Origin of the sequence: Roseateles asaccharophilus (assembly GCF_031458115.1) — a bacterium.
GTDB classification, from domain to species: Bacteria; Pseudomonadota; Gammaproteobacteria; order Burkholderiales; family Burkholderiaceae_C; genus Pelomonas; species Pelomonas asaccharophilus_A.
The window spans coordinates 316,177-340,180 of sequence record NZ_JAVDXV010000003.1; the positions used below are offsets into that span (position 1 = coordinate 316,177).

A 24,004-nucleotide genomic window follows, 5' to 3' on the forward strand; every position below is an offset into this window, starting at 1 on the left:
AGGCCTGGTGGGTCCCCCGGGGGGACGGCGATGCGTGCGGCATTGAGCCGCGCGCACATCGTCCGGCGGGCCGGCTTGGGGCGGCCCGGCGCTCGGCCCGGAATACGGGGGATTGAAAGAGGGGGAAGGTATGGGGTCCAAGCTGTTGAAGCGGCTGCTGCTGGCCGCAGGCGTCTTGTTGCTGCTGGCCGTTGCGGTCGCCGTGGCGGGCTGGCTGATGGCCGACCGCAAGATGGCGCGGCGGGTGGACGTGGCCATCGCGCCGCTGACGCTGCCCACCGACGCCGCCGCGCTGGAACGCGGCCGCTACCTGTTCCATTCGCGCGGCTGCGCCGAATGCCATGGCGCCGATGGCGGTGGCCGCAAGGTCATCGATGCCGGCGGCATGCTGGTCGTCGCGCCCAACCTGACGCCGGCCGGCGTGACCGCCCGCTATGGCGTGGAGGACTGGGTGCGGGCCATCCGGCACGGCCTCAAGCCCGATGGCCGACCGCTGATCATCATGCCCAGCGAGGACTACAACCGCTTCACCGATGCCGATACCGCCGCGCTGGTGGCGCATGCGAAGCAGCTGCCGGCCGTCACGCCCGGCGAGCGCACCGTCATCCAGCTGCCGCCGCCGGTGCGCGTGCTGTACGGCCTGGGGCTGATCAAGGACGCTGCCGCCAAGATCGACCATGGCCTGGCGCCGTCCGCGCCGGTGCCCGAGGGCGTCACGGTCGAGCATGGCCGCTATGTGGCGCAGATGTGCGTGGGCTGCCATGGCGAAGGCTTTGGCGGCGGCAAGGTGCCCGGCGGCCCGCCGGACTGGCCGGCCGCGGCCAACCTGACGCCCGGCAAAGGCAGCGCGATGCCGCGCTATGCCAACGCCGACGCCTTCGTCGCGATGATGAAGAGCGGCAAGCGGCCGGACGGCGCGGCCATCGCGGTCATGCCGTTCCAGTCTCTGGCGCAGATGAGCGACGTGGACCTGCGCGGCCTGCACGCCTATCTCGTCACGCTGCCGGCGCGCGATTTCGGCGCACGCTGACTCCTGGCACGGGCCAGGGATTTGCCGGCCCTGGCACCATGGGCGCATGAGTCGTACCGTTTCGCTTCGCCGGCTGGCCGGCATCGCCGCGCTGGGGGCCGCCGTGCTGGGGCTGCAGGCCGGTTGTACGTCGCTGGACGAGCGCCAGCGCGGCTGGATCTTCCAGCCCGGTGACCGCACCTGGTCGGGCGGCCTGGCCGCGGCCCAGGGCATGGAAGACGTCTGGATCCCGTTCCAGAGCCGCCTGGACGAATCGCGAGGCGCCGACGTGCGCCTGCACGGTCTGTGGCTGCCGCAGCCCGACCCCAAGGCCCCCGTGCTGCTGTACCTGCACGGCGCGCGCTACGACGTGCGCGGCAGCGCGCCGCGCATGCGCCGCATGCACGAGCTGGGTTTCGCGGTGCTGGGCGTGGACTACCGCGGCTTCGGCAAGAGCACGGCCGGCCTGCCGTCCGAGGCCATGGCCGCCGAGGATGCGCGCGCGGCCTGGGACTGGGTCGCGCAGCAGCACCCCGGCGCGCGCCGCTTCATCTTCGGCCACTCGCTGGGCGGCGCCATCGCCGTGAACCTGGCCAGCCAGGTGGGCGACGAGGCCGGCCTCATCGTCGAGGGCAGCTTCACGTCCATCCCCGATGTCGTCAGCACCTTCCGCTGGGGCTGGCTGCCGGTGTCGCCGCTGATCACGCAGCGCTTCGACGCCGCGTCACGCGTGGCCGAGGTCGGCTCGCCGCTGCTGGTGGTGCACGGCAGCCGCGACACGCTGATTCCGCATCACCTGGGCCAGCAGCTGTACGAGCGTGCGAGGGAGCCCAAGCGCTTCGTGCTGGTGGAGGGGGGCTCGCACCACAACACCAACTCGGTGGGGCAAGGGCAGTACCGAGAGGCTTTGAACGACCTTTTCGGGCTCTAGCAGCCTCAGCCGCCCGCCTGCAATGTGCGCAGGTCGTTCTCCCACTTGGTCCAGTGCTGATGCACTTCCTGGCGCTGCTGGGCATCCAGCCCGTTCAGCACCTTCAGCACGCCAGTGATCACCTGCTCGCGATAGGCCTGCTCGGCCGGCTGCGGCTGCAGGTTGCGCATCAGCAGCGCGGTGCCGCCGGCCAGATCCTGGCGTGACCAGGCGCGCAGCGCGTCCAGCGTGTGGGCCTGGCGGGTGGCGCGGCCCTGGGCCATGGTCGTCAGGTCGAAGCGCCAGCTCGCGGCTTCGGCGCGGGCCTGGCGGCGCGTGGAGCGGTCGAGATCACCCACCCAGCGCTCCAGGTTGTTGGAGAAGCGCTTGCCGCGCTCCTCGGCGCCGTCCGGGCCGGCGTTCTTCTCGCGCCATTCCGTGGTCTTCTCGTCCATCTTCTTCTGCAGATGTGCCCACTGCTCGGGCCGCAGGCTGGCCAGCAGCGGCGCGGCCAGCGGTGCGGCCTGCTGCAGGCAGCGCTCGGCACTGGCGCGGGCGCCGCGCTCCAGCGCCAGCAGCTCGTCGCGGGTCACGCCGCCGTCCAGCGCCTGGTGTGCCTGCTTCAGCAGTGCCAGCCACTGCGGCAATTCTTCCCGGCGGTGCCAGGCCTGCCAGATCTGCAACTGGTCCTTCAGGCGCTGGCGCTGCGCGCCGTCCAGGTCGAAATAGCTGTTGGCCCACAGGCCGGCGGCCAGCGGCAGCTGCTGGTAGGCCAGTGTCAGGCTGGAGCAGCCGGCGATGACCGCCAGCAGGGCCAGGGACAGCAGGGCGGCGAGTCGTTTCAACGGGCGCATGACGGCATCGTGGCAGGGTCGGCGCGCCTCGTGTGTCAGCGCAGGCGCCGACCGCGCATGGCGTTGCCGCCGACCTGCATGGCTGCGCGCTCAGGGACAGGCCGTGCGCTGCATCGCGAAGTCGATGCCGCGGACCTTGCCATTGCGCTCGCCCTCGATGCGCGCCACCAGCTGGTCGGGCGCCATGCGGCGGTAGCTGACGCGCTGCGGGAAGTCGTGCGCGGTGTTCTCGAAGACGGCTTGCGCCTCGGCCTGGCGCGCCAGCTTGAACTCGGTGGGCGGGCGGCCTTGCGGTTGGGCGATGAAGCTCAGCCGGCCTTCGGCATCGGCGCGCAGCTGCATGAACTCGAACTCGATGACGCGGCCGCCCTTGACGATGCGAGCCATTCCCAGCATCAGCCCGCCGGCCGGCGCCATCCACTGCTCCACGGAGCCGGCTTCGCGGCCGGTCTGGGTCCAGCAGCCGGCCATCCAGGCGACGGGCGCGAAAGGATCGGCCTGCGCGTGGCTCAGGGTCGCACAGGTGGCCAGCAGTAGGGCAAAAGGCAGCTTCATGACGGCCGATTCTTGTGCCGCGCGGTTATCGTTGGCGCCCACGCTAACCCTTGGCCCCTCCTGTGTCCCGCTCGGATCTGCCCCACACCCTGAAGCTGATGACGGTCTGGCTGCTCATCGGCCTGCTGATCTTCCTGGGCTTCAAGTTCTGGGAGCGCGAGCGCGAGTCCAGCCGCTTCCAGCTGGCCGGCGGCGTCGTGGTGCTGACGCGCGCGCCCGACGGCCACTTCCACTGGCCCGGCCGCGTGGGCGAAGTGGAGGTGGACTTCCTCGTCGACACCGGCGCCACGTCTACCGCGCTGCCGCAGGCGCTGGCCGAGCGTGCGGGCCTGCAGCCGCTGGGCGCCGTGCGCGCCCACACGGCCGGCGGCTCCGTCAACGGCTTCGCCGCGCGTGCCGACATCACGCTGGAAGGCGGCGTCAGCGCGCGCCGTCTCACCGTCACCGTGCTGCCCAACCTGGCCGCGCCGCTGCTGGGCATGGACGTGCTGGGCCGGCTGCATTTCAGCCAGAAGCCCGGCGAACTGCGCATCACCCCCAGCCCATGATCCGAACCCTGTTGCTCCTGGCGCTGTTCGTCGGCGGCGCCCAGGCCGCCTGCCCGCCCGCCCCGACGCTGCCCACCGCCCAGCAATCCGCCACCTGGGCCGCCCAGGCGCCGGACCGCGGGCCGTTGTGGCGCATCAGCCGTGACGGCCACAGCAGCTACCTGTTCGGCAGCCTGCACGTGGGCAAGGCCGACTGGTCCTACCCCGGCCCCGCGCTGCGGGCCGCCTGGGCGCAGACCGACGTGCTGGCCGTGGAGCTGGATCCGGCCGACGTGGGCCCGGCGCTGGCCGCCGCTGGCCCGGGCGAAGCGCTGGCGCCGCCGCTGGCCGAGCGCGTGCAGGCCCAGGCCCGCGCGGCCTGCCTGCCGCCGGGCGCGCTGGAGCCGCTGCCGGCCATGCTGCAGCTCAGCCTGTTGACGCTGCTGGAGGCGCGCCGCGACGGCTTCGACGCGGTGTTCGGCCAGGACCTGATGCTGCTGGCCTGGGCCAAGACCGAGGGCCGGCCGGTGCTGGCGCTGGAGACGCTGCAGGAACAGCTGGACGCGATGGCGCCGCCGGCCGGCGAGCTGCCGCAGATCATCGACGGCGCGCTGCGCCAGCTGCAGCGCGGCGAGATGCGTGCACCGCTGCGCAAGCTGGCCGATGCCTGGCAGCGCGGCGACATGAAGACGCTGGCCGACTACCCGCGCTGGTGCGGCTGCGCCAGCAGCCGGGTCGAGCGTGCGTGGTTCAAGCGCATCAACGACGACCGCAACGTGAACCTCGCCGAGCGCATCGCGGCGCTGCACGGCCCGGGCCAGCGCCTGCTGGTGGCCGTGGGCGCGCTGCACATGAGCGGCCCGCAGGCCCTGCCGCGGCTGCTGGCCGAGCGGGGCTTCACCGTCGAGGCCCTGCGCCCCGCGAAGTAGCATCGCGCCATGGAGGTAGACATGACTGACAACAGCTTCACCAAGTTCGTGCCCGGTTTCGACTTCCTGCAGGGCCTGGTCAAGAACGCCGGCTCGGCCCTGCCGGGCATAGGCCAGTGGGTGGCGCCCACGCTGAACCCCGAGGAACTGGAGAAGCGCATCGAGGAGCTGCGCACGGTGCAGTTCTGGCTGGAGCAGAACGCGCGCATGCTGGCCGCCACCATCCAGGCGCTGGAGGTGCAGCGCATGACGCTGTCCACGCTGCAGACGATGAACGTGCCGCTGGCGCAGTTGCGCGACACGCTGAAGCTGCCCGAGGTACCGGCCTGGCCGGCCGAGCCGCCGCCGGTGGCGAAGGCGGCGGCCAAGACCGTCACGCGCACCGTGAAGGCCGCCACCAAGTCGGCCCAGGTCGCCGCCGATGCCGCCAAGGCCGCCGCAGCCAACCCGGCCGCCGCCATCGACCCCACGCAGTGGTGGACTGCGCTGAGCCAGCAGTTCACGCAGCTGGCCACCACGGCCATGAAAGACACCGCCACCGACGCGGCCAAGAACCTGGCTGGCAGCCTGGTCAAGCAGAGCTTCGACGCCGCCAGCGACACCTTGAAGCGCGCGGCCGGCATGCCCGGCGCCGTCGCCAAGGGCCTGGCCGCGGGCGCCAAGCCCAAGCCCAAGCCGGCGGCCAAGACGGCGAAACCACGCGCCCCGGCGCGCCGCAAGACGTAACCTTGATCCGGCAGTTGAACGCCCCCACCGAGCTTCCCGCCCGCCGCGCCGCCGTTGTTGCCGCGCTGGCCCCGTTGCTGCCCGCCCATGCGCTGCTGTCGCAAGCCGAGCAAACGACGCCCTATGAATGCGACGGCCTGACCGCCTACCGTCAGCGCCCGCTGGCCGTGGCGCTGCCCGAAAGCGAGGCGCAGGTGGCCGCCGTGCTGAAGGCCTGCCACCGCCTGGGTGTTCCTGTCGTCGCGCGCGGCGCCGGCACGGGCCTGTCCGGCGGTGCGATGCCGCATGAGCTGGGCGTCACGCTGGCGCTGGCCAAGTTCAACCAGATCCTGTCCATCGACCCGCTGGCCCGCACCGCGCGCGTGCAATGCGGCGTGCGCAACCTCGCGATCAGCGAGGCCGCCGCGCAGCACGGCCTGTACTACGCGCCCGACCCCAGCAGCCAGATCGCCTGCACCATCGGCGGCAACATCGCCGAGAACTCCGGCGGCGTGCACTGCCTGAAGTACGGCCTGACGCTGCACAACGTGCTGCGCGTGCGTGGCTTCACGGCCGAGGGCGAAGCCGTCGAGTTCGGCTCCGAGGCACTGGACTGCGCGGGCCTGGACCTGCTGGCGCTGGTCATCGGCAGCGAGGGCATGCTGGCCGTCGTCACCGAGGTCACTGTGAAGCTGGTGCCCAAGCCGCGGCTGGCGCGCTGCCTGATGGCCAGCTTTGACGACGTGCGCAAGGCCGGCGACGCGGTGGCCGCGCTGATCGCGGCCGGCATCATTCCGGCCGGCCTGGAGATGATGGACAAGCCCATGACGGCCGCCGTGGAAGACTTCGTGCACGCCGGCTACGACCTGGACGCCGAGGCCATCCTGCTGTGCGAGAGCGACGGCACGCCCGAGGAGGTGGCCGAGGAGATCGCGCGCATGGACGCCGTGCTGCGCGGCAGCGGCGCGACGGCCGTACAGGTCAGCGAGGACGAGGCCCAGCGACTGCGCTTCTGGAGCGGCCGCAAGAACGCCTTCCCGGCGTCCGGCCGCATCAGCCCCGACTACATGTGCATGGACTCCACCATCCCGCGCAAGCACCTGGCCACCATCCTGCTGGACATCCAGCAGATGGAGAAGAAGTACGGCCTGCGCTGCGCCAACGTCTTCCACGCCGGCGACGGCAACCTGCACCCGCTGATCCTGTTCGACGCCAACGACCCCGACCAACTGCACCGCTGCGAGCAGTTCGGCGCCGAGATCCTGGAGCGCAGCGTCGCCCTGGGCGGCACGGTGACCGGCGAGCACGGCGTGGGCGTCGAGAAGCTGAACTCCATGTGCGTGCAGTTCAGCGCCGAGGAGCGCGAGCAGATGCTCAAGCTCAAGAGCGCCTTCGACCCCGCCGGCACGCTGAACCCCGGCAAGCAGATCCCGAGCTTGAGCCGCTGCGCCGAGTACGGCCGCATGCATGTGAAGCGCGGGCTGCTGGCGTTCCCTGAACTGGAGCGGTTTTGAAGTTCGACGATTTGCAGGCACGCATCCGCGACGCCCGCGCCCCGCTGCGCATTACCGGCCACGGCAGCAAGGATTTCTACGGCGAGGCGCTGTCCCCGATGGAAGGCGAGCCGCTGTCCACGCTGGCGCTGAACGGCATCACGGCTTACGAGCCCAGCGAGCTGTTCGTCAGCGTGCTGGCCGGCACGCCGCTGGCCGACCTGGAGGCCACGCTGGCCGCGCAGCAGCAGCGGCTGGCCTTCGAGCCGCCGCGCTTCGGCGGCCGCGGCACGGTGGGCGGCATGGTGTCGGCTGGCCTGTCAGGCCCCACACGCGCCGCGCTGGGTTCGGTGCGCGACCACCTGCTGGGCGCCGTGCTCATCAACGGCCAGGGCGAGCTGCTGAGCTTTGGCGGCACGGTCATGAAGAACGTGGCGGGCTTCGACGTCAGCCGCGTGTTGGCCGGCGCGATGGGCCAGTTGGGCCTGATCACCGAGGTCACGCTGAAGGTGTTGCCGCTGCCTGCGGCCACGGCCACGCTGCGTTTCGACTTCGACCAGGGTGCCGCGCTGATGGCGCTGAACCGCTGGGGCGGCGAGCCGCTGCCCATCGAGGCCAGCGCCTGGTGGGACGGCGCGCTGGTGCTGCGCCTGGCCGGCGCGGTGGCGGCCGTCGAGGCGGCCACGCGCAAGCTGGGTGGCGACGTCATTCCGGCCGACCTGGCCGCCGGCTTCTGGACCGGCCTGCGCGACCATGCCGATGAGTTCTTCATCGGCGCCGAACGCGCCGTGGCCGGCGGCGCGCGGCTGTGGCGGCTGGGCCTGCCCAGCGTCACGCCCGAGCTGAAGCTGCACGGCGAGCAGCTCATCGAGTGGGGTGGCGCGCAGCGCTGGGTCGTCACGCCGCTGGCTCCCGTCGCCGTGCGCGAGGCTGCCGCGGCGGTGGGCGGCCATGCCACCTTGTTCCGCGCGCTGGACAAGTCGCCCGGCGCGTTCGCACCGCTGAGCGCGCCGCTGACCGTCATCCACAAGCGCCTGAAGCTGGCGTTCGATCCGCACCGGGTGTTCAACCCCGCGCGGCTTTACCTCGATCTCTGAATGCAGACCACGCTCGCCCCCGAATTCGCCGGCACGCCCGAAGGTGCCGAGGCCGAGGCCATCCTGCGGCGCTGCGTGCACTGCGGCTTTTGCACCGCCACCTGCCCGACCTACCAGCTGCTGGGCGACGAGCTGGACGGCCCGCGCGGCCGCATCTACCTGATCAAGCAGGTCATGGAGGGCGTGGAGCCCACGCGCGAGACGCAGCTTCATCTGGACCGCTGCCTGACCTGCCGCAACTGCGAGACCACGTGCCCGTCGGGCGTCGAGTACGGCCACCTGGTGGACATCGGCCGCCGCATCGTCGACGCCAAGGTCGAACGCCCCGCCAGCGAGCGCTGCGTGCGCTGGCTGCTGAAGGAGGGCATGACCTCGCCGCTGTTCAAGCCCGCGCTGAAGCTGGGCCAGGCGCTGCGGCCGCTGGTGAATCTCATGCCGGCGGCCCTGCAGGACAAGGTGCCGCCGAAAGCCCCGGCCACCGCGCACGACTGGCCCACGCGCCAGCTGAACCGCAAGGTCGCGCTGCTGCTGGGCTGCGTGCAGCCGGCGCTGGCGCCCAACATCAACTCCGCGACCGCCCGCGTGCTGGACGCCGCCGGCATCCAGACGGTGGTGGCCGACGAGGCTGGCTGCTGCGGTGCCGTGCGCGAACACCTGGGCGACCACGAGGCCGCGCTGGCCGACATGCGCCGCAACATCGACGCCTGGTGGCCGTTGGTGGCCGGGCCGGGCGAGAAGGTCGAGGCACTGGTCATGAACGCGTCGGGCTGCGGCGTCATGGTGAAGGACTACGGCCATCTGCTGGCGCACGACCCGGCCTATGCCGACAAGGCGCGCCGCATCAGCGCCATGACGCGCGATGTCAGCGAGCTGCTGCCCGAGCTGGTGCCGGCGCTGAAGGCGCGGCTGAAGGCCAAGCCCGGCGCGCTGGCCTGGCACTCGCCCTGCACGCTGCAGCACGGGCAGAAGCTCAAGGGCGGCGTGGAGGCCTCGCTGCGCGAACTGGGCTTCAAGATCGACTGCGCGCCCGCCGACAGCCATCTGTGCTGCGGCTCGGCGGGCACGTACTCGGTGCTGCAGCCGCAGCTGTCCAAGCAACTGCGCGAGCGCAAGCTGGCCGCGCTGGCGCCGCTGCAGGCGCAGCAGATCGTGTCGGCCAACGTGGGCTGCATCCAGCACCTGCAGTCCGGCACCGACACGCCGGTGCGCCACTGGGTGGAAGTGCTGGACGACGCGCTGCGCGGCGTGCACGGCTGATCTTGTCGCCAGCCTTGCGCCGGCACTGCGGCTAGGGTCGCCTGTTCGACCTGCCCAGCCGCGCGCTGTTCATGGACCGCTTCAACACCGCCGCGCCGAACCCCGCGGTGCGCATGTCCGACACCGTGGCGCGGCTGGGCGGAGACGGGTTCACCATCATCCTGGAGCGGCTCAGCCAGCCCGAGGACGACGTGCAGGGCGTCGCCGACAAGTTCGTGAAGGCCATGCGCGAGCCCTTCATCGTGCAGGGCCAGCGCTGCGACGTGACGGTCAGCATCGGCGCGGCCATCCATCCGACCGGCGACGCGCTGCCCGACACGACCGCGCTGCTGAACCGGTCCGACGACGCGATGTACGAGGCCAAGCGCGCCGGCAAGAACGCATACCGCTTGAGCGTGTAGGCCGCGCCTCGCGGCTTCACACAGGCTTCATGCCGCCCCTGCTGGCCTCACACGAGGTGCGCACAGTCCGGGCATGGCTGCCGGAACCGCAACTCACGATGTGCATTGGATCGAGGTCATTGATGCCCAGGGCATTCATCGCCTCGAGAGGTTGGGGCCCTATGCCACGGCGCTGCTGGGCCAGCGGGCATGCCGGGGCGTCACGCGGCTGCTGAACACGCGGCGCTACACCGCGGCGGTCGTGTCGCAGCAGGACCTGGAAAGTCGCAACGGCAGGGCGGGCCTGCTCAGGTCTTGAAGGTCGAGACCAGCTTGACCAGTTCGTCCGCCTGGTGCTTCAGGCTCTCGGCGGCGGCGGCGCTCTCCTCGACCAGCGCAGCGTTCTGCTGCGTGGCCTGGTCCATCTGCGCGATGGCCTGGCCTACCTGGCTGACGCCGGTGCTCTGCTCGCGGCTGGCGGCGCTGATCTCGCGCACGATCTGCGCGACGCGGCCGATGGAGTCCACGACCTGCTGCATCGTCTCGCCGGCGCGGTTGACCAAGCTGGCGCCTTGCTCCACGCGCTCCACGCTGTCACCGATCAGCGCCTTGATCTCCTTGGCCGCCTCGGCCGAGCGTTGCGCCAACGTGCGCACCTCGCCGGCCACGACCGCAAAGCCGCGACCCTGTTCACCGGCGCGCGCCGCTTCGACGGCGGCGTTCAGCGCCAGGATGTTGGTCTGGAACGCGATGCCATCGATGGTGCCGATGATGTCGCCGATCTTGCGCGAGCTGTCCTCGATGCCGCGCATGCGCTGCACGGCCTCGCTGACGACATCGCCGCCCTGGCGGGCGACCTGGCTGGCGTCGTGCGCGAGCTTGTCGGCCTCGCTGGCGTTGTCGGCATTGAGCTTGACGGTGGCCGACAGCTGCTCCATGGAGGCTGCCGTCTGCTGGATGGCGCTGGCCTGCTGCTCGGTGCGCGAGGACAGGTCGTTGCTGCCGAGAGAGATCTCGGAGCTGGCGGTGGCCACCTCGTCGGCGTTGTGCCGCACGGAGCTGACCAGATGCCGCAGCGACTGCTGCATGCCGGCCAGCGTCTGGGTCAGCTGCGCGGTCTCGTCGCTGCCCTCCGAACGGATGTCGCGCGACAGGTCGCCCTGGCCAACTTCCTCGGCCTCATGGATGGCCGCGCGCAGCGGCCCCACGACGGAGCGCGTGATCAGCCACGCGGCCGCAACGCCCAGGCTCAGGCAGACGGCCGCCAGCGCCAGCATCAAGGTCTGCGTGCGCGCCGCGGCCTTCAGCACCAGTTCGGTCTCGCTGCGCACGCGCTCGCCCTGGTAGTCGGCCATGCGGCTGATGGTCTTCACATAGGCCTCGGAGGCCGGGCGCATCTTGCCCTCCAGCACCTGCAGCGCGGCCTCGGCCTCGCCGGCCTTCAGCTGTGCGAACACGCCGTTGCGGATGTCCACATAGGCCTTGCGCGCCGCGGCGATGTCCTTGAGCACGTCCTTGCCGGCTTCGGTGTCCTCGGCCGTGGTCAGCTCTTCCTGCAGCTTGTTGATGCGCTCGCTGGTGGTCTTGATGACGGGGGAGAAGAAGTCGGCGACCGGCCCTGAGCCGCCGGCCCGGGCGACCGCGTCGGTGCGCGTCACGTTGAGCTGCGTCTGCGTGCGCCAGTCCTGTGCGGTGTCCTGGCGCTTTTGCAGCTGCACGAGCAGGTCGATGTGCGGGCCCACGGTGGCCAGCTGCCGGTAGCTCAGGCCCACGGCGATGGCGAGCAGCAGCAGCACCATGCCGAAACCCAGCCCCAAGCGCGCACCGATCTTCAAGGATTGCATCTTCATCACCGCCTCCAAGGGTTGCCGCAGGCTGGTGCGTTCGGAGGTGCACCCTGCCGGTGCGTTGACTCTACATGTCGGTGCAAGGGGGCGTACAAAGAAAAACACCGCCCTGTGGGGCGGTGTTCACTGACGAAACGGCTGTTTACAGGCCGGCGGCCTTGCGCAGTGCGGCCGCTTTGTGGTCTTCGCTCACATCGCAAGCGATATGAGCTTCGCCCCAAAGCGGCTTGGCCGCTGGCGCGGCCGACTGCCTGGCTTACAGCCCGGCAGCAGCGCGTAGCGCTGCCGCTTTGTCCGTTCTCTCCCAAGTGAACTCCGGCTCCTCGCGCCCGAAGTGGCCATAGGCCGCCGTCTTCGAGTAGATCGGGCGCAGCAGGTCCAGCATCTGGATGATGCCCTTGGGGCGCAGGTCGAAGTGCTCGTTGACCAGCTTGGCGATCTGCTCGTCGGGGATGACGCCCGTGCCTTCGGTGTAGACCGTCACGTTCATCGGGCGGGCCACGCCGATGGCATAGGCGACCTGGATCTGGCACTGGCGGGCCAGGCCGGCGGCGACGATGTTCTTGGCCACGTAGCGCGCCGCGTAGGCGGCCGAGCGGTCGACCTTGGACGGATCCTTGCCGGAGAACGCGCCACCACCGTGCGGGCAGGCGCCGCCGTAGGTGTCGACGATGATCTTGCGGCCGGTCAGGCCGCAGTCGCCCTGAGGGCCGCCGATGACGAAGCGGCCGGTCGGGTTGATCAGGTACTTGGTGTCCGCCGTCAGCCAGTCCTTGGGCAGCACGGGCTTGATCAGCTCCTCGCGGATGGCCTCGTAGAACTCCGGCGTCATCTTGTCGCCCAGGCTCATCTCGGGCGCGTGCTGCGTCGACAGCACGATGGTGTCGATGCTGTGCGGCTTGCCGTCCACATAGCGCATCGTGACCTGGCTCTTGGCGTCGGGGCGCAGGAAGGGCAAGCGGCCGTCCTTGCGCAGCTGGGCCTGGCGCTCCACCAAGCGGTGCGCGTAGTAGATGGGCGCGGGCATCAGCTCGGGCGTCTCGTCGCAGGCGTAGCCGAACATCAGGCCCTGGTCGCCGGCGCCGATGTTCAGGTGGTCGTCTGACGCGTGGTCCACGCCCTGGGCGATGTCGTTGGACTGCTTGTCGTAGGCCACGAGAACCGCGCAACCCTTGTAGTCGATGCCGTACTCGGTGTTGTCGTAGCCGATACGCTTGATGGTGTCGCGCGCGACCTGGATGTAGTCCACATGCGCGTTCGTCGTGATCTCGCCCGCCAGCACCACCAGGCCGGTGTTGCACAGCGTCTCGGCGGCCACGCGGCTGCGCGGGTCCTGCTCAAAAATGGCGTCGAGGATGGCGTCCGAGATCTGGTCGGCCACCTTGTCGGGGTGTCCTTCGGAGACGGATTCGGATGTGAAGAGGAAGTCGTTGGCCACTTTTAAACTCCTGGTTGCTTGGGTCGGCGTTGCCTGACCTCAGGAGGTGCGGCGAACGCTTTAGCAGGATTTGTGAATCGCCCCGCAAGTAGTTCATTAACTCGGCGATGCGCCAAGTATAAGAAACATGGGTTGGCTCTTTCGCTGCATGTCCCGGCTTCCTCTGGCGTTATTGCACGCATTGGGGGCGCTTCTGGGGTGGCTGGTGTTCCTTGCGTCGGGCACCTACCGCCAGCGCTTCAAGGCCAACGTGGCCCAGGCGGGCATTCCCTGGGCGCAGGCCCGGCCCGCCGTCGCGGCCGCCGGACGCATGGCGGCCGAGCTGCCGTGGCTGTGGATCACGCAGAAGGGGCGGCCCTTCGGTGAGCGGCTGCGCTGGGAGGGCGGTGAATTGATCGCTGCCGCGCTGGCCGAGAAGCGGGGGCTGGTCGTCATGACGCCGCACCTGGGCTGCTTCGAGATCTGCGCCCAGGCCATCGCGGAGCGCTTCACCAGCGCCGAGGCGCCCATCACCGTGCTGTACCGCCCGGCCCGTCAGGCGGCGCTGCGGGATGTGATGGCCGGCTCGCGCGAGCGGCCCGGGCTGGCGACGGCACCCGCCTCGCTGGCCGGCGTGCGCCAGATGATCCGCGGGCTGCGCAAGGGCGAGGTCATCGGCCTGCTGCCCGACCAGGTGCCGCCCGACGGCCTGGGCGTCTGGGCGCCGTTCTTCGGTCGCCCCGCCTACACGATGACGCTGGCCGCGCGCCTGGTGCAGCAGACCGGCGCGGCGCTGCTGTTGATCTGGGGCGAGCGCCTGCCCGGCGGCGAAGGCTTTGTCGTGCACGTGCTGCCGGCGCCGCAGATCGCGAAGGACGCGTCGGCCGAGGATGCGGCGGCCATCGTCAACGCCGCAATGGAAAGCCTGATCCGCCGCGCGCCGGGGCAATACCTGTGGGGCTATCACCGCTACAAGCAGCCGCGCGGCCTCGACATCGGCGCGGCGCCTCCTACGCCGGAAGGCTGAGCCGCGCCTCCAGCCCGCCGCCGTCGCGCGGCAGCAGTTCCAGCGTGGCGCCGAGTGCCTGAGCCAGCCGTTGTGCGATGGCCAGGCCCAGCCCGGTGCCGCCGCCGTCACGGTGGCGCGACGCCTCCAGCCGCACAAACGGCTGTAACGCGGCCTGCAGCTGCTCGGCCGGAATGCCGGGCCCGCGGTCCAGCACGGCGATGCGCAGGCCGCCGGGCTGCGGCGTGACGACCACGTCGGCCGTGCCAGCGAACTTGATCGCGTTGTCCAGCAGGTTGCCGACAACGCGGCGCAGCGCGCGTGGCCGTGTCGTAACTGGCGGCAGCGCGTGGGGTGCCTGCAGCCGCGCCGCGTGGCCGGCGTCCTGCGCGTCGCAGACCAGGCCGTCCAGCAGCGCCAGCAGGTCCACCGCATGCGGTGCCTCCTCGGCCGCGTGCGCGCTGGCGGCGTAGTCCAGGCCTTCGGCCACCAGGCCGCGCATCTCGTCGATGTCGGCCAGCAGCTTGTCGCGGGCGCCGACATCGGGCAGCAGCTCGCTGCGCAGCCGCATGCGCGTCAGCGGCGTCTGCAGGTCGTGCGTGATGGCCGCCAGCATGTGGGCGCGCTCGCGCAGATGGCCCTGGATGCGCGCCTGCATCGCGTTGAAGGCGCGCGCGGCGGCGGCAACCTCGCGCGGGCCGGTCTCCTCCAGCGGCGGCGTGGCCGGGTCGGCGCCCAGGCGCTCGGCCGCCTGCGTCAGCCGCCGCAGCGGCCGCGTGGCCAGGCGCACGGCCGCCCAGCCGCAGCCGGCCAGCACGGCGATCTGCGCGGCCAGCAGCGCCAGCGTGCCGGCCGAGGGCGTGAGCGCCGGCGGCTGCGCGCGCACGGTCAGCGGCGCGCCATCGGCCAGCCGCAGCGCGAACACCAGCTCGCCGTCCGGGCGCACGCCCGACGCGGTCACGCGGACCTCGCGTGCCAGCGTCTGCGCCAGGCTGTCGGCCTGCGGCGAGGGGGCCAGGTCGGCGGGCGCTGCGGCCAGCTCATAGCGGTAGTGGGGGCGCGCCAGCCTGGCCAGCCAGCGCGGGCGCTCGGCCTCGGGCAGGCGCTCCAGCACGGCGACGGCGGTGGCCACGTCGCGGCCCAGGTAGGCCTGCGTCATGCGGCCCATGGCCTCGCCTCGCTCGGCCAGCCAGGCGCCGCTGGACAGCGCATAGGCCAGCAGCAGGCCCAGCCCCAGCAGCGCGACGATGCGGCCCGCCAGGCTCATGAGGGCAGGGGCTCGACGTCCGCGCAGAACACATAGCCCTCGTTGCGCACGGTCTTCAGCAGCCGGGGCTCCTTGGCGTCGTCGCGCAGCCGGCGGCGCAGTCGGCTGACCAGCAGGTCGATGCTGCGGTCGAACGGGTCGGCGTCGCGCCCTTGTGTCAGGTTCAGCAGCTGGTCGCGGCTGAGGATGCGCTGCGGGTGGTCCAGCAACGTGCGCAGCAACCGGTACTCGCCGCCGGTCAGCGGCACCAGCGTGCCGGCCGGGTCCAGCAGATGGCGGGCGGTCGTGTCCAGCACCCAGTCCTGGAAGCCCAGCCGCCGGGCCTGGCGCTGCGGGCTCAGCCGGGGCGGCAGCTGGCGCGTGCGGCGCAGCACGGCGCGGATGCGTGCCAGCAGCTCGCGCGTCGCGAAGGGCTTGGCGAGGTAGTCGTCGGCGCCCATCTCCAGGCCCAGCACGCGGTCGGCTTCGTCGCCGCGTGCGGTCAGCATCAGGATGGGCAGCGGTTCCACCTCGCGGGCGCGCAGGTCGCGGCACAGCGCGAGGCCGTCTTCGCCGGGCAGCATCAGGTCCAGCACCAGCAGGTCTATGGCCTCGCGTGCCAGCACCGCGCGCATCTCGCTGCCGCGCGTTGCGGTGCTGATGCGGTAGCCGGCGGCGCGCAGGTATTCGGCCAGCAATGCCAGCAGCTGGCGGTCGTCGTCGACGAGCAGCAGGTGGTCGATGCGGTCTGGCATGCCGGCACGATAGCCCAGCGATGGCGGCGGTTTGTATCGCTCTTTGTCTGCCGTGGCTGGCCGAGACGCATGGACATCGCCGCGATACCGCCGCCCCCTGCAATGGCGCCTCCATCCACTTGAACGAGGTGATCCATGCGAGTTGCTGTCCTTCTCATCGCGCTGCTGGCCGGCGGGGCCCGCGCCGACGCCGACCCGCGCGGCCTGTGGCTGACGGCCAGCGGCAACCTGGAGGTGCTGGTCGCGCCCTGTGGTGCGGCCTTGTGCGGCAAGGTCGCGCGCGTGGTCGCCAACCAGTCCATGAGCCGGCCCGGCGAGGCGATGCCGGCCGACGCGCAACCGGCGCAGGAGGGCATGGACATCCTGCTGGACTTCCTGCCCTCCAGCAGCGAAACGCGGCCCGACGGCCGGCGTGTGACGACCGAGTGGCGCGGCCGCATCTTCAACCGCGAGAACGGCAAGACCTACCGCTGCCTGATGTCGGTCGGCCAGGGCGGCGAGCTGCAGCTGCGCGGCTATGTGGGGCTGCCGATGTTCGGCCGGACGCAGACCTGGCAGCGCGTGCCGCACGCGGAGGTGGCGAAGTGAGCGGCTGGCTGCCGCTGGCCGCCGCGTTCGGCGCCGGGCTGGCCACGATCGCCAGCCCCTGCGTGCTGCCGGTGCTGCCTGCTTTGCTGGGCAGCAGCTTGGGCAAGCCCGACCCGTGGCGGCCGCCGCTGGTGGTGCTGGGCTTTGTCGCCGCGTTCAGCGCGCTGGCGCTGGCGTTCGGCGCGTCGGCGGAGCTGCTGGGCCTGTCCGCCGGCGCGGTGCGCGATGTCGCGGCCGTCGCGCTGCTGGGTCTGGGGCTGCTGCTGTTGTGGCCGGCGCTGTGGGCGCGACTGGCGCTGCGGCTGGGCGGCGTGGCGGATCTGGCGCAGCGCTTTGGCCAGGGTGGTGGGCGTCTCGGCGCGCTGGCGCTGGGTGCCAGCCTGGGCGCGCTGTGGACACCTTGTGCCGGCCCGGCGCTCGCCAGCATCCTGGCGCTGGTGGCCGCCGCGACGGACCCTGGCGCCGCGGCGGTGCTGCTGGTCGCCTACGCGGCCGGTGCGGGCGGCCCCATGCTGGCCGTGGCCTATGGCGGCCAGCGCTTGGCCGCGTGGCTGCGCGGCCGGGCCGGCGTCGTCGCGCGGCTGCGCCAGGGCTTGGGCGCGCTCATCCTGCTGACGGCCGGCGCCAGCCTGGCCGACGTCAGCAGCGCCTGGGTGGCAGCGTTGACCGCGCCGGTGGAGTCGGCCCAGGGCCAGGTCACGGGCCGCCCGGCACCCGAATTGCCGCCGGGCCGGGCCTGGATCAACAGCCCGCCGCTGACGCTGCAGCAGTTGCGCGGCCGGCCGGTGCTGATCGACTTCTGGACCTGGGACTGCGTGAACTGCGTGCGCAACGCGCCGGTGATCGAGCGGCTGCACCGGCGCTTTGCGGACCGCGGCCTGGTGGTCATCGGCGTGCACACGCCGGAGTTCGCGCACGAGCGGCCGCTGGACGGCGTGCAGGCCGCCGTGCGGCGGCTGGGGCTGGGCTATGCGGTCGTGCAGGACAACGATTTCGGCATCTGGCGCGCCTTCGGCAACCGCTACTGGCCGGCGGCCTGGCTCATCGACGCGGACGGGCGCATCGTCTACCGGCACGAAGGGGAGGGCGGAGAGGCCCGACTTGCCGCGGCGATAGAGGCGGCGTTGCGATAATCGCCGCCCATGAGAGTGCGCTTCACCAAGATGCAGGGGGCCGGCAACGATTTCGTGGTCATCGACGCGACGAAGCAGCCCTTCAGCCTGACGCCCGAGCAGATGCGCCGGCTGGGCGACCGCCGCTTCGGCGTCGGCTGCGACCAGATCCTGGTCATCGAGCCCAGTACGGACGCCGGCGCGGACTTCCGCTACCGCATCTTCAACAACACCGGCGACGAGGTGGAGCACTGCGGCAACGGCGCGCGCTGCTTCGTTCGCTACGTGGTGGACGCCGGCCTGACGGACAAGCGCCAGGTGTATGTCGACACGATGAACCGCCGCCTGCTGCTGACGCTGCAGGACGATGGTCGCGTGACGGTGGACATGGGCGCGCCGGTGTTCGAGCACGCGGCGCTGCCGTTCGACGCCCAGGGCCTGGTGCCGCGCATCGTCAACGGCTTCGAGCTGTGGCCGGTGGAGGGCGTGGAGCTGGCGGTGGTGTCCATGGGCAACCCGCATGCGGTGCAGCGCGTGGACGATGTCGATGCGGCGCCGGTGACCACGCTTGGCCCGGTCATCGAGCACCAGCTGCGCTTCGCGAAGCGCGTCAACGCCGGCTTCATGCAGGTGCTGGCGCGCGACCGCATCGCGCTGCGCGTCTACGAGCGCGACGCCGGCGAGACGCTGGCCTGTGGCACCGGCGCCTGTGCGGCCGTGGTGGCCGGCATACGCCTGGGCTGGCTGGATGCCGCCGTGGAGGTGCAGACGCGCGGCGGTCTGCTGAAGATCGAATGGGCGGGCGGAGACAGCCCCGTGCTGATGACCGGCCCCGCAACCCGAGTTTTTGACGGAGAGATCACGCTGTGAGTTCCAACCCGGCCGCCGACGCGGTGCAAGGCATCACCGAAACCGACATCGCCAACTACCTGGCGGCCACGCCCGGCTTCTTCGAGCGCCACGCGGCGCTGCTGGCCAGCGTGCAACTGCAGCACCCGCATGGCGCGCGCGCCGTGTCGCTGCAGGAGCGCCAGGCCGAGATGCTGCGCGACAAGATCAAGGGCCTGGAGCTGCGCGTCGTCGACATGATCCGCAACGGCCAGGACAACGTCGCCATCGCCGACCGCCTGCATCGCTGGACGCTGGCCGTCATGCGCGCCGCCGGCACGCCGGCCGAGCTGCCGGGCGTGCTGCTCAGCGAACTGCGCCACCAGTTCATGATTCCGCAGGCCAGCCTGCGGCTGTGGGGCGTGGCGCCCGCGCACGAGGCGGCCGAGTTCGCGGCCTCGGTCAGCGCCGACGTGAAGAGCTTCGCCAGCAGCCTGAGCCAGCCCTACTGCGGCGTGAACTCGGGCTTCGAGGCGGCGCGCTGGCTGGGTCTGAGTGAAAGTGGCGGCATCGCGACGTCGCTGGCGCTGATTCCGCTGGCCCAGCCCAAGGTCAACGACGGCAAGCCCTTCGGCCTGCTGGTGCTGGGCTCGCCCGACCCGACGCGCTACACGGCCGAGATGGGCACGGACTTCCTGACCCGCGTGGGCGAGATCGCCAGCGCCGGGCTGGCTGGCCTGCTGGCCTGATGTTGCTGGAGGACTTCGGCGAGTATTTGCAGCACGCCCGCGTGCAGCAACGCCTGAGTCCGCGCACGCTGCAGCTCTACACCGATGGCCTGGCGCGGTTGCAGGGCATGCTGGTCGATGCGTCCATAGCCCCGCGCACGCTGAGCCTCGCGCAGGCGCGGCGCCTGGCCGCGCTGCTGCACAAGCAAGGCCTGGCGCCCAAGTCCATCGCGCTGCTGCTGTCGGTCTGGCGCAGCTGCTACCGCTGGCTGGGCCTGCAGGGCCGCGTGGCGCTGAACCCCTTCGACGGCCTGAAGGCACCCAAGGCGCCCAAGCCGCTGCCCAAGGCGCTGGGCGTGGACGACGCCGTGCAGCTGGCCAATCACGTGCCGGACGAGATCGCCGATTCCCGTCTGGAGGCGCGTGACCGCGCGATGGTCGAGATGCTGTACGGCGCCGGCCTGCGCGCTGCCGAGCTGATCGGCCTGGACGCGCAGGCCAGCGGCCAGGCGGCCGGCTGGGTCGACCTGCAGTCCATGGAAGTTCATGTGCTGGGCAAGGGCGGCAAGCGCCGCAGCACGCCGCTGGGCCGTGCCGCGGCCGAGGCGCTGAAGGACTGGCTGGCCGTGCGCGATCAACTCGCGGCGCCCGGCGAGCCGGCGCTGTTTGTCGGCGCGCGCGGCCACCGCGTGGCCGGCTCGGTGCTGCGCACCATGCTGTCCAACCGCGCGATCAGCGCCGGCATGCCGGCCCATGTCCATCCGCACATGCTGCGCCATAGCTTCGCCTCGCACCTGCTGCAGTCCAGCGGCGACCTGCGCGCGGTGCAGGAGCTGCTGGGCCATGCCCACATCACGACGACCCAGGTCTACACGCAGCTCGATCTGCAGCACCTGGCTCGCATCTACGACGCCGCCCACCCACGGGCAAAGAAATGACCCGACGACTCGTCACGCTTTTGACCCTGCTGCCCGCCTGTGCGCTGGCCACGCCCGATGGCACGCCGTTCGCGACGCTGAACACCGTGCGCCCCGCCACGGTGGAAGCCAATTGGACGCGCATGAAGATGCCCGACGGCGGCCGCACCGCGTTCGCGTCGGTCAGCTACCTGGTGGCCTATGACGACGACTGGGGCTTCGGCCCCGGCTTCTACGGCACGGCCAAGGGCAACTACGGCGGCATCTTCACGGTGGGCTTCACGGGCCAGCGGCGCTGGCGGCTGAACAGCAGCACGCATCTGGCGGCCAGCCTGTACGTGGGCGCGGGCGGCGGGCTGTCCAACTCGACCATGCGCTTCGGCGGCGGGCTGATGCTGCGCCCGGAGCTGTCGCTGCGCACCGAGAACGGCGGCTGGTACACGGGCGTGGGCATCTCGCAGATCCGCTTCCCCAGCGGCAACGTGAAGAGCGGCGTGGGTCTGGCGTTCACGGTGGGCCGGGCGATGGACTTCGCGAGCTTCCCGCCCAGCGATGCGGGCAAGCCGGCGCGCGCCGGCCGGCGCTCGGGCCTGGGCTTCGACGAGATCGCGCTGACGGGCGGCATCGAGAAGCCGCGCGCGTCCAGCCGCACGCGCACCGGCAAGCCCTATGCGGGCAAGGTCGGCAAGGCCGGCGCCGACCTGCGCCAGTACGTGGCCGACGGCAGCTGGTGGGGCTTCGAGGCCGCCGGCGCGGCCAAGGGCGGCGTGGACGGCTACATGGAAGTGCTGGGCCAGATCGGCCAGGACTGGGCGCCGTTCGGCACGCCGGCGCTTCGCATCGGCGGCCAGCTGGGCGCCGGCCTGGGCGGCGGCGGCGATGTGGACACCGGCAATGGCTGGCTGCTGCGCGCCGGGCCCACGCTGCGCTGGATCACTCCGTGGGGGCCGACCGTGCGCGTGGATGCCGGCATCACGCACGCGCCCAGCGGCTCTTACAGCGCGCCGTTCGTGCGCGCGGTGCTCGCCATGCCGCTGGACCGCACCCCTCGGCTGATCGAGAACGACCCCGGCGGCACTGTGCGCGTGCAGCAGCTGGGTGCCAGCGTCATGCACCTGCCGCGCGTGCGCTTCAAGGACGGGCGGCAGGAGTCGGTCAGCCATCTGGCCGTCAACATGTCGCGCGAGTTCTCGCCGCGTGTCTATGGCACGGCGCAGGCCGGCAGCGCGGCGGTGGGCAGCGCGGGCGCCTATTCGTTCGGCCTGTTCGGCCTGGGCGTGCAAAGCGCCCCGCTGTGGGGCCGCACGCGCGTGGGCGCGGAATGGCTGGTCGGCGCGGCTGGCGGCGGCGGCGTCAAGGTGGGCGGCGGCGCGGTGACGCAGGCCGAGGTCTGGGCGCAGTGGGAGCTGGCCGAGCGGCTGCGGCTGCGCGCCGGCGTCGGCCAGTTCCGCACGATCCGCGGCGGCGACCAGTCGACGCCGTTGACCCATCTGCAGCTCAGCTACGCGTTGGGAGTGCTGCAGCGATGAAGAAGATCACCCTGCGCCCAGGCAAGGACCGCTCGCTCGTCAAGCGCCACCCCTGGGTGTTCGAAAGCTCCGTCGCGCGCGGCGGTGGTGACTCCGGCGAGACGGTGCGCGTGGAGTCGGCCGACGGGCAGTTTCTGGCGTGGGCGGCGTTCAGCCCGCAGTCGCAGATCCGGCTGCGCGCCTGGAGCTTTGACGAGTCCGAGCGCATCGACGCTGCCTTCTTTGCGCGGCGCATCAAGCAGGCCGTGGCTATGCGCACGCGGCTGGCGATCGCATCCGACGCGTGGCGGCTGATCCACGGCGAGGCCGACGGCCTGCCGGGCCTGGTGGTGGACCGCTATGGTGACACGCTGGTGGCGCAGTTCGGCAGCGCCGGCGCCGAGCGCTGGAAGGCGGTGATTGCCGATGCGCTGCTGGCCGAGACCGGCCTCGCGCGACTGTACGAGCGCTCGGACGCGCAGGCCCGCGAGTGGGAAGGGCTGCCGGTGCAAACGGGCTGGTTGCGCGGAGAGGGCGAGACGGCGCTGACCATCCGCGAGCACGACTGGCAGCTGACGCTGGATGTAGCCGAGGGTCACAAGACCGGTTACTACCTGGACCAGCGCGACAGCCGCACGCGCTTCGCCGATGCGGTGAAGCAATACGGCGTGAAGACGGTGTTGAACTGCTTCAGCTACACCGGCGGCTTCTCGGTCGCCGCGCTGGCGGGCGGCGCGCGGCAGGTCGTCAGCGTGGACTCGTCGGGCCCGGCACTGGCGCGTGCCAGCGCGCACGTGGCGCTGAACGGCTTCGACGCCGGCCGCCACGAGGCCTGGGATGCCGATGTGAATGCGACGCTGCGCCGCTGCCTGGCTGAAGGCCGGCGCTTCGACGCCATCGTGCTCGACCCTCCGAAGTTCGCGCCCACGGTGGCCCACGCCGAGCGCGCCGCGCGCGCCTACAAGGACATCAACCGCCTCGCGTTCATGCTGTTGAACGACGGCGGGCTGCTCTACACGTTCTCGTGCTCGGGCGGTATCGCGCCCGACCTGTTCCACAAGATCGTCGCCGGCGCGGGCCTGGATGCGGGCGTTGACGGCTACATCGTCGAGCGCCTGTCGGCCGCCGCCGACCATCCGCAGACCGTGTGCTTCCCCGAGGGCGACTACCTGAAGGGGCTGGGGCTGCTCAAGCGCTGACGGCGTTGCGGCGGCGGCGCGCCCAGGCGACGACACCCAGGCCGCCGATCAGCAGCGCGTAGCTGGCGGGCTCCGGCACCGGTGCGGCGAGATCCCAGCCGATGGCGTCGAACGCCGTCAGGTCCTGCGGGAACGCGTCATACGACTGGCCGAAGCTGACGGTGGGCTTCATCAGCGTCAGCCCGCTGTTGACGAAATGGCTGGCCTGCCAGCCGTCGCCGTGCTCCTGCCCGGTGGAGAAGCCGGCGATGTTGGTGGCGCCGCCGTCCACCGAGAAGTAGGGCGAGCCGCCCACGCGCAGGTCCAGCACGCCAGCGGCGGAATAGCGGAACAGGTCCAGCGAATAGAAGATGGTCTGGTTCTCGAACCGGTTGGCAGCCGTCTCGAGGCCGCAGGGGTTGGCGGCGCCGGCACAGTTGTCGATGAAGTCCACGCCCGACACGAAGCCCAGCGCATGGCCGATCTCGTGCTCGGCCACGGTGATGAAGTCCATCTGACCCGCCGGCACGGAGCCGTTCACGCGGCTGTAGGCAAAGCTGCCGGCGAAGCCGTTCGCGAAGGTGATGCTGGCATCGGGCTGGCTCAGGCCGGTGCCGACCGTTTGGCCCAGCGCCTTCGCGTTGGCCGTGGTCAGGAACAGTTGCCGGTTGTTCGTGGAGCCGTCGTTGTCCAGGCGCGAGGTCAGATTGCCTTGCGTGGACTGGAAGGTGAGGGCCGAACCGGACTGCAGGTGGGCGACGGCGCTGGTGTCGGTGGCCGATTGAGCGTCCGCCGTGAGCAGGCCGCGCAGTGCGCTGTAGCTGACCAGCGTCTTGGTCGACGAGGCCTCGGCCAACACGCCGCTGCCCAGGTTGCCGAAACCGACCTCGATGTAGACGGTGACGTTGTCGCTCAGCATGCGTTCCCAGTAGCTGGCGGCCGACTCGAAGCCGGCGAGCTGCTGGGCGGTCAGCGAGCCGTTCTGGATCAGCACGATGTCCAGTGCCTGGGCCGATGAGGCCAGACCGGCGAGTGCCAGCGCGAGGGTGGCGGGACGGAAGGACGAGCGGGCGTGCATATGGGGCTCCAGACGGCGGGGGGCCGGGCATTCTGGATCCGTCGGGCTGGCAAATTGCCCCCGGGCTTGCGGGGAGCCCC

General features: G+C 71.4%; 25 protein-coding genes. 18 read left to right on the forward strand and 7 right to left on the reverse strand.

Translation table 11 applies throughout. The features are described from left to right. Positions 1-130 precede the first annotated feature (130 nt). Positions 131-1,030 carry a c-type cytochrome gene (locus tag J2X21_RS09880; protein WP_310327913.1) on the forward strand — a complete coding sequence of 300 codons (900 nt, stop codon included), beginning with the start codon at positions 131-133 and terminating at the stop codon, positions 1,028-1,030. A 46-nt stretch (positions 1,031-1,076) separates the two neighbouring features. After that, positions 1,077-1,940: an alpha/beta hydrolase gene (locus J2X21_RS09885; protein WP_310327917.1), complete on the forward strand. Its 864-nt coding sequence runs from the start codon at positions 1,077-1,079 to the stop codon at positions 1,938-1,940. A 5-nt stretch (positions 1,941-1,945) separates the two neighbouring features. Here J2X21_RS09885 and J2X21_RS09890 read toward each other — a convergent pair whose 3' ends face one another. Together J2X21_RS09890 and J2X21_RS09895 are read right to left on the reverse strand one after the other, a co-directional pair. Further along, positions 1,946-2,764, reverse strand: a complete 819-nt coding sequence (locus J2X21_RS09890) for a DUF6279 family lipoprotein (protein ID WP_310327918.1) — start codon at positions 2,762-2,764, stop codon at positions 1,946-1,948. 99 nt (positions 2,765-2,863) lie between these two features. After that, on the reverse strand, positions 2,864-3,328 hold the full coding sequence (locus J2X21_RS09895) for a DUF6265 family protein (protein ID WP_310327920.1): 465 nt from the start codon (positions 3,326-3,328) through the stop codon (positions 2,864-2,866). Between the two features lie 98 nt (positions 3,329-3,426). Here J2X21_RS09895 and J2X21_RS09900 point away from each other — a divergent pair, with 98 nt between their 5' ends. The 8 genes from J2X21_RS09900 (at position 3,427) to J2X21_RS09935 (ending at position 10,035) form a co-directional block, all read left to right on the forward strand. After that, entirely contained in the window at positions 3,427-3,876 is a 450-nt protein-coding gene (locus tag J2X21_RS09900; RefSeq protein WP_310327922.1) for a retropepsin-like aspartic protease family protein, read from the forward strand. Further along, positions 3,873-4,784, forward strand: coding sequence for a TraB/GumN family protein (locus tag J2X21_RS09905; RefSeq protein WP_310327924.1), 912 nt, complete (start codon positions 3,873-3,875; stop codon positions 4,782-4,784). Before J2X21_RS09900 ends, J2X21_RS09905 begins: the two co-directional genes overlap by 4 nt. A gap of 21 nt (positions 4,785-4,805) precedes the next feature. Next, positions 4,806-5,510, forward strand: coding sequence for a PhaM family polyhydroxyalkanoate granule multifunctional regulatory protein (locus J2X21_RS09910; protein ID WP_310327927.1), 705 nt, complete (start codon positions 4,806-4,808; stop codon positions 5,508-5,510). A gap of 14 nt (positions 5,511-5,524) precedes the next feature. Beyond that, the gene (locus J2X21_RS09915) at positions 5,525-7,003 is read left to right on the forward strand and encodes an FAD-linked oxidase C-terminal domain-containing protein (RefSeq protein ID WP_310327929.1); all 1,479 of its coding nucleotides are present in this window, start codon (positions 5,525-5,527) and stop codon (positions 7,001-7,003) included. Continuing rightward, complete coding sequence (gene glcE, locus J2X21_RS09920; protein ID WP_310327932.1) at positions 7,000-8,079, forward strand: glycolate oxidase subunit GlcE; 1,080 nt, start codon at positions 7,000-7,002, stop codon at positions 8,077-8,079. Before J2X21_RS09915 ends, glcE begins: the two co-directional genes overlap by 4 nt. Further along, positions 8,080-9,336, forward strand: a complete 1,257-nt coding sequence (gene glcF / locus J2X21_RS09925) for a glycolate oxidase subunit GlcF (protein WP_310327934.1) — start codon at positions 8,080-8,082, stop codon at positions 9,334-9,336. It abuts the gene before it with no gap. Between the two features lie 71 nt (positions 9,337-9,407). Next, complete coding sequence (locus J2X21_RS09930) at positions 9,408-9,737, forward strand: diguanylate cyclase domain-containing protein (RefSeq protein ID WP_310327935.1); 330 nt, start codon at positions 9,408-9,410, stop codon at positions 9,735-9,737. A 73-nt stretch (positions 9,738-9,810) separates the two neighbouring features. Next, a complete protein-coding gene (locus tag J2X21_RS09935) occupies positions 9,811-10,035 on the forward strand; it encodes a hypothetical protein (RefSeq protein WP_310327937.1) in 225 nt (74 codons plus the stop codon). Here J2X21_RS09935 and J2X21_RS09940 read toward each other — a convergent pair. Then, positions 10,025-11,566: a methyl-accepting chemotaxis protein gene (locus J2X21_RS09940; protein ID WP_310327940.1), complete on the reverse strand. Its 1,542-nt coding sequence runs from the start codon at positions 11,564-11,566 to the stop codon at positions 10,025-10,027. The two genes, J2X21_RS09935 and J2X21_RS09940, sit on opposite strands and share 11 nt — an antisense overlap. Before the next feature lie 253 nt (positions 11,567-11,819). Continuing rightward, entirely contained in the window at positions 11,820-13,001 is a 1,182-nt protein-coding gene (metK, locus tag J2X21_RS09945; protein ID WP_310327942.1) for a methionine adenosyltransferase, read from the reverse strand. A gap of 127 nt (positions 13,002-13,128) precedes the next feature. Here metK and J2X21_RS09950 point away from each other — a divergent pair, with 127 nt between their 5' ends. Then, on the forward strand, positions 13,129-14,007 hold the full coding sequence (locus tag J2X21_RS09950; RefSeq protein ID WP_310327946.1) for a lysophospholipid acyltransferase family protein: 879 nt from the start codon (positions 13,129-13,131) through the stop codon (positions 14,005-14,007). On the opposite strand, the gene J2X21_RS09955 is transcribed toward J2X21_RS09950, so the two are convergent. Then, a complete protein-coding gene (locus J2X21_RS09955) occupies positions 13,991-15,253 on the reverse strand; it encodes an ATP-binding protein (RefSeq protein WP_310327948.1) in 1,263 nt (420 codons plus the stop codon). The genes J2X21_RS09950 and J2X21_RS09955 overlap by 17 nt on opposite strands. Beyond that, complete coding sequence (locus J2X21_RS09960; RefSeq protein ID WP_310327949.1) at positions 15,250-15,987, reverse strand: response regulator; 738 nt, start codon at positions 15,985-15,987, stop codon at positions 15,250-15,252. The genes J2X21_RS09955 and J2X21_RS09960 overlap by 4 nt, the downstream gene beginning before the upstream one ends. Positions 15,988-16,122: 135 nt before the next feature. On the opposite strand from J2X21_RS09960, the gene J2X21_RS09965 reads away from it, so the two are divergent. Genes J2X21_RS09965 through J2X21_RS09995 form a run of 7 tightly spaced genes read left to right on the forward strand, consistent with a single transcriptional unit; the run spans position 16,123 to position 22,867 of the window. Continuing rightward, entirely contained in the window at positions 16,123-16,575 is a 453-nt protein-coding gene (locus J2X21_RS09965; protein WP_310327950.1) for a DUF2147 domain-containing protein, read from the forward strand. Beyond that, positions 16,572-17,708 carry a cytochrome c biogenesis protein/redoxin gene (locus J2X21_RS09970; RefSeq protein WP_310327952.1) on the forward strand — a complete coding sequence of 379 codons (1,137 nt, stop codon included), beginning with the start codon at positions 16,572-16,574 and terminating at the stop codon, positions 17,706-17,708. The genes J2X21_RS09965 and J2X21_RS09970 overlap by 4 nt, the downstream gene beginning before the upstream one ends. A 9-nt stretch (positions 17,709-17,717) precedes the next feature. Next, on the forward strand, positions 17,718-18,557 hold the full coding sequence (gene dapF / locus J2X21_RS09975; RefSeq protein WP_310327953.1) for a diaminopimelate epimerase: 840 nt from the start codon (positions 17,718-17,720) through the stop codon (positions 18,555-18,557). Continuing rightward, positions 18,554-19,264 (forward strand): DUF484 family protein, encoded by a 711-nt coding sequence (locus tag J2X21_RS09980; RefSeq protein WP_310327954.1) that lies wholly within the window; start codon positions 18,554-18,556, stop codon positions 19,262-19,264. The genes dapF and J2X21_RS09980 overlap by 4 nt, the downstream gene beginning before the upstream one ends. Further along, on the forward strand, positions 19,264-20,181 hold the full coding sequence (locus J2X21_RS09985) for a tyrosine recombinase XerC (protein ID WP_310327956.1): 918 nt from the start codon (positions 19,264-19,266) through the stop codon (positions 20,179-20,181). The genes J2X21_RS09980 and J2X21_RS09985 overlap by 1 nt, the downstream gene beginning before the upstream one ends. Then, complete coding sequence (locus tag J2X21_RS09990; protein WP_310327957.1) at positions 20,178-21,689, forward strand: hypothetical protein; 1,512 nt, start codon at positions 20,178-20,180, stop codon at positions 21,687-21,689. The genes J2X21_RS09985 and J2X21_RS09990 overlap by 4 nt, the downstream gene beginning before the upstream one ends. Then, on the forward strand, positions 21,686-22,867 hold the full coding sequence (locus J2X21_RS09995; protein WP_310327959.1) for a class I SAM-dependent rRNA methyltransferase: 1,182 nt from the start codon (positions 21,686-21,688) through the stop codon (positions 22,865-22,867). Before J2X21_RS09990 ends, J2X21_RS09995 begins: the two co-directional genes overlap by 4 nt. Here the strand turns inward: J2X21_RS09995 and J2X21_RS10000 are convergent. Next, entirely contained in the window at positions 22,857-23,924 is a 1,068-nt protein-coding gene (locus J2X21_RS10000; RefSeq protein ID WP_310327960.1) for an NF038122 family metalloprotease, read from the reverse strand. The two genes, J2X21_RS09995 and J2X21_RS10000, sit on opposite strands and share 11 nt — an antisense overlap. Positions 23,925-24,004: the final 80 nt, after the last annotated feature.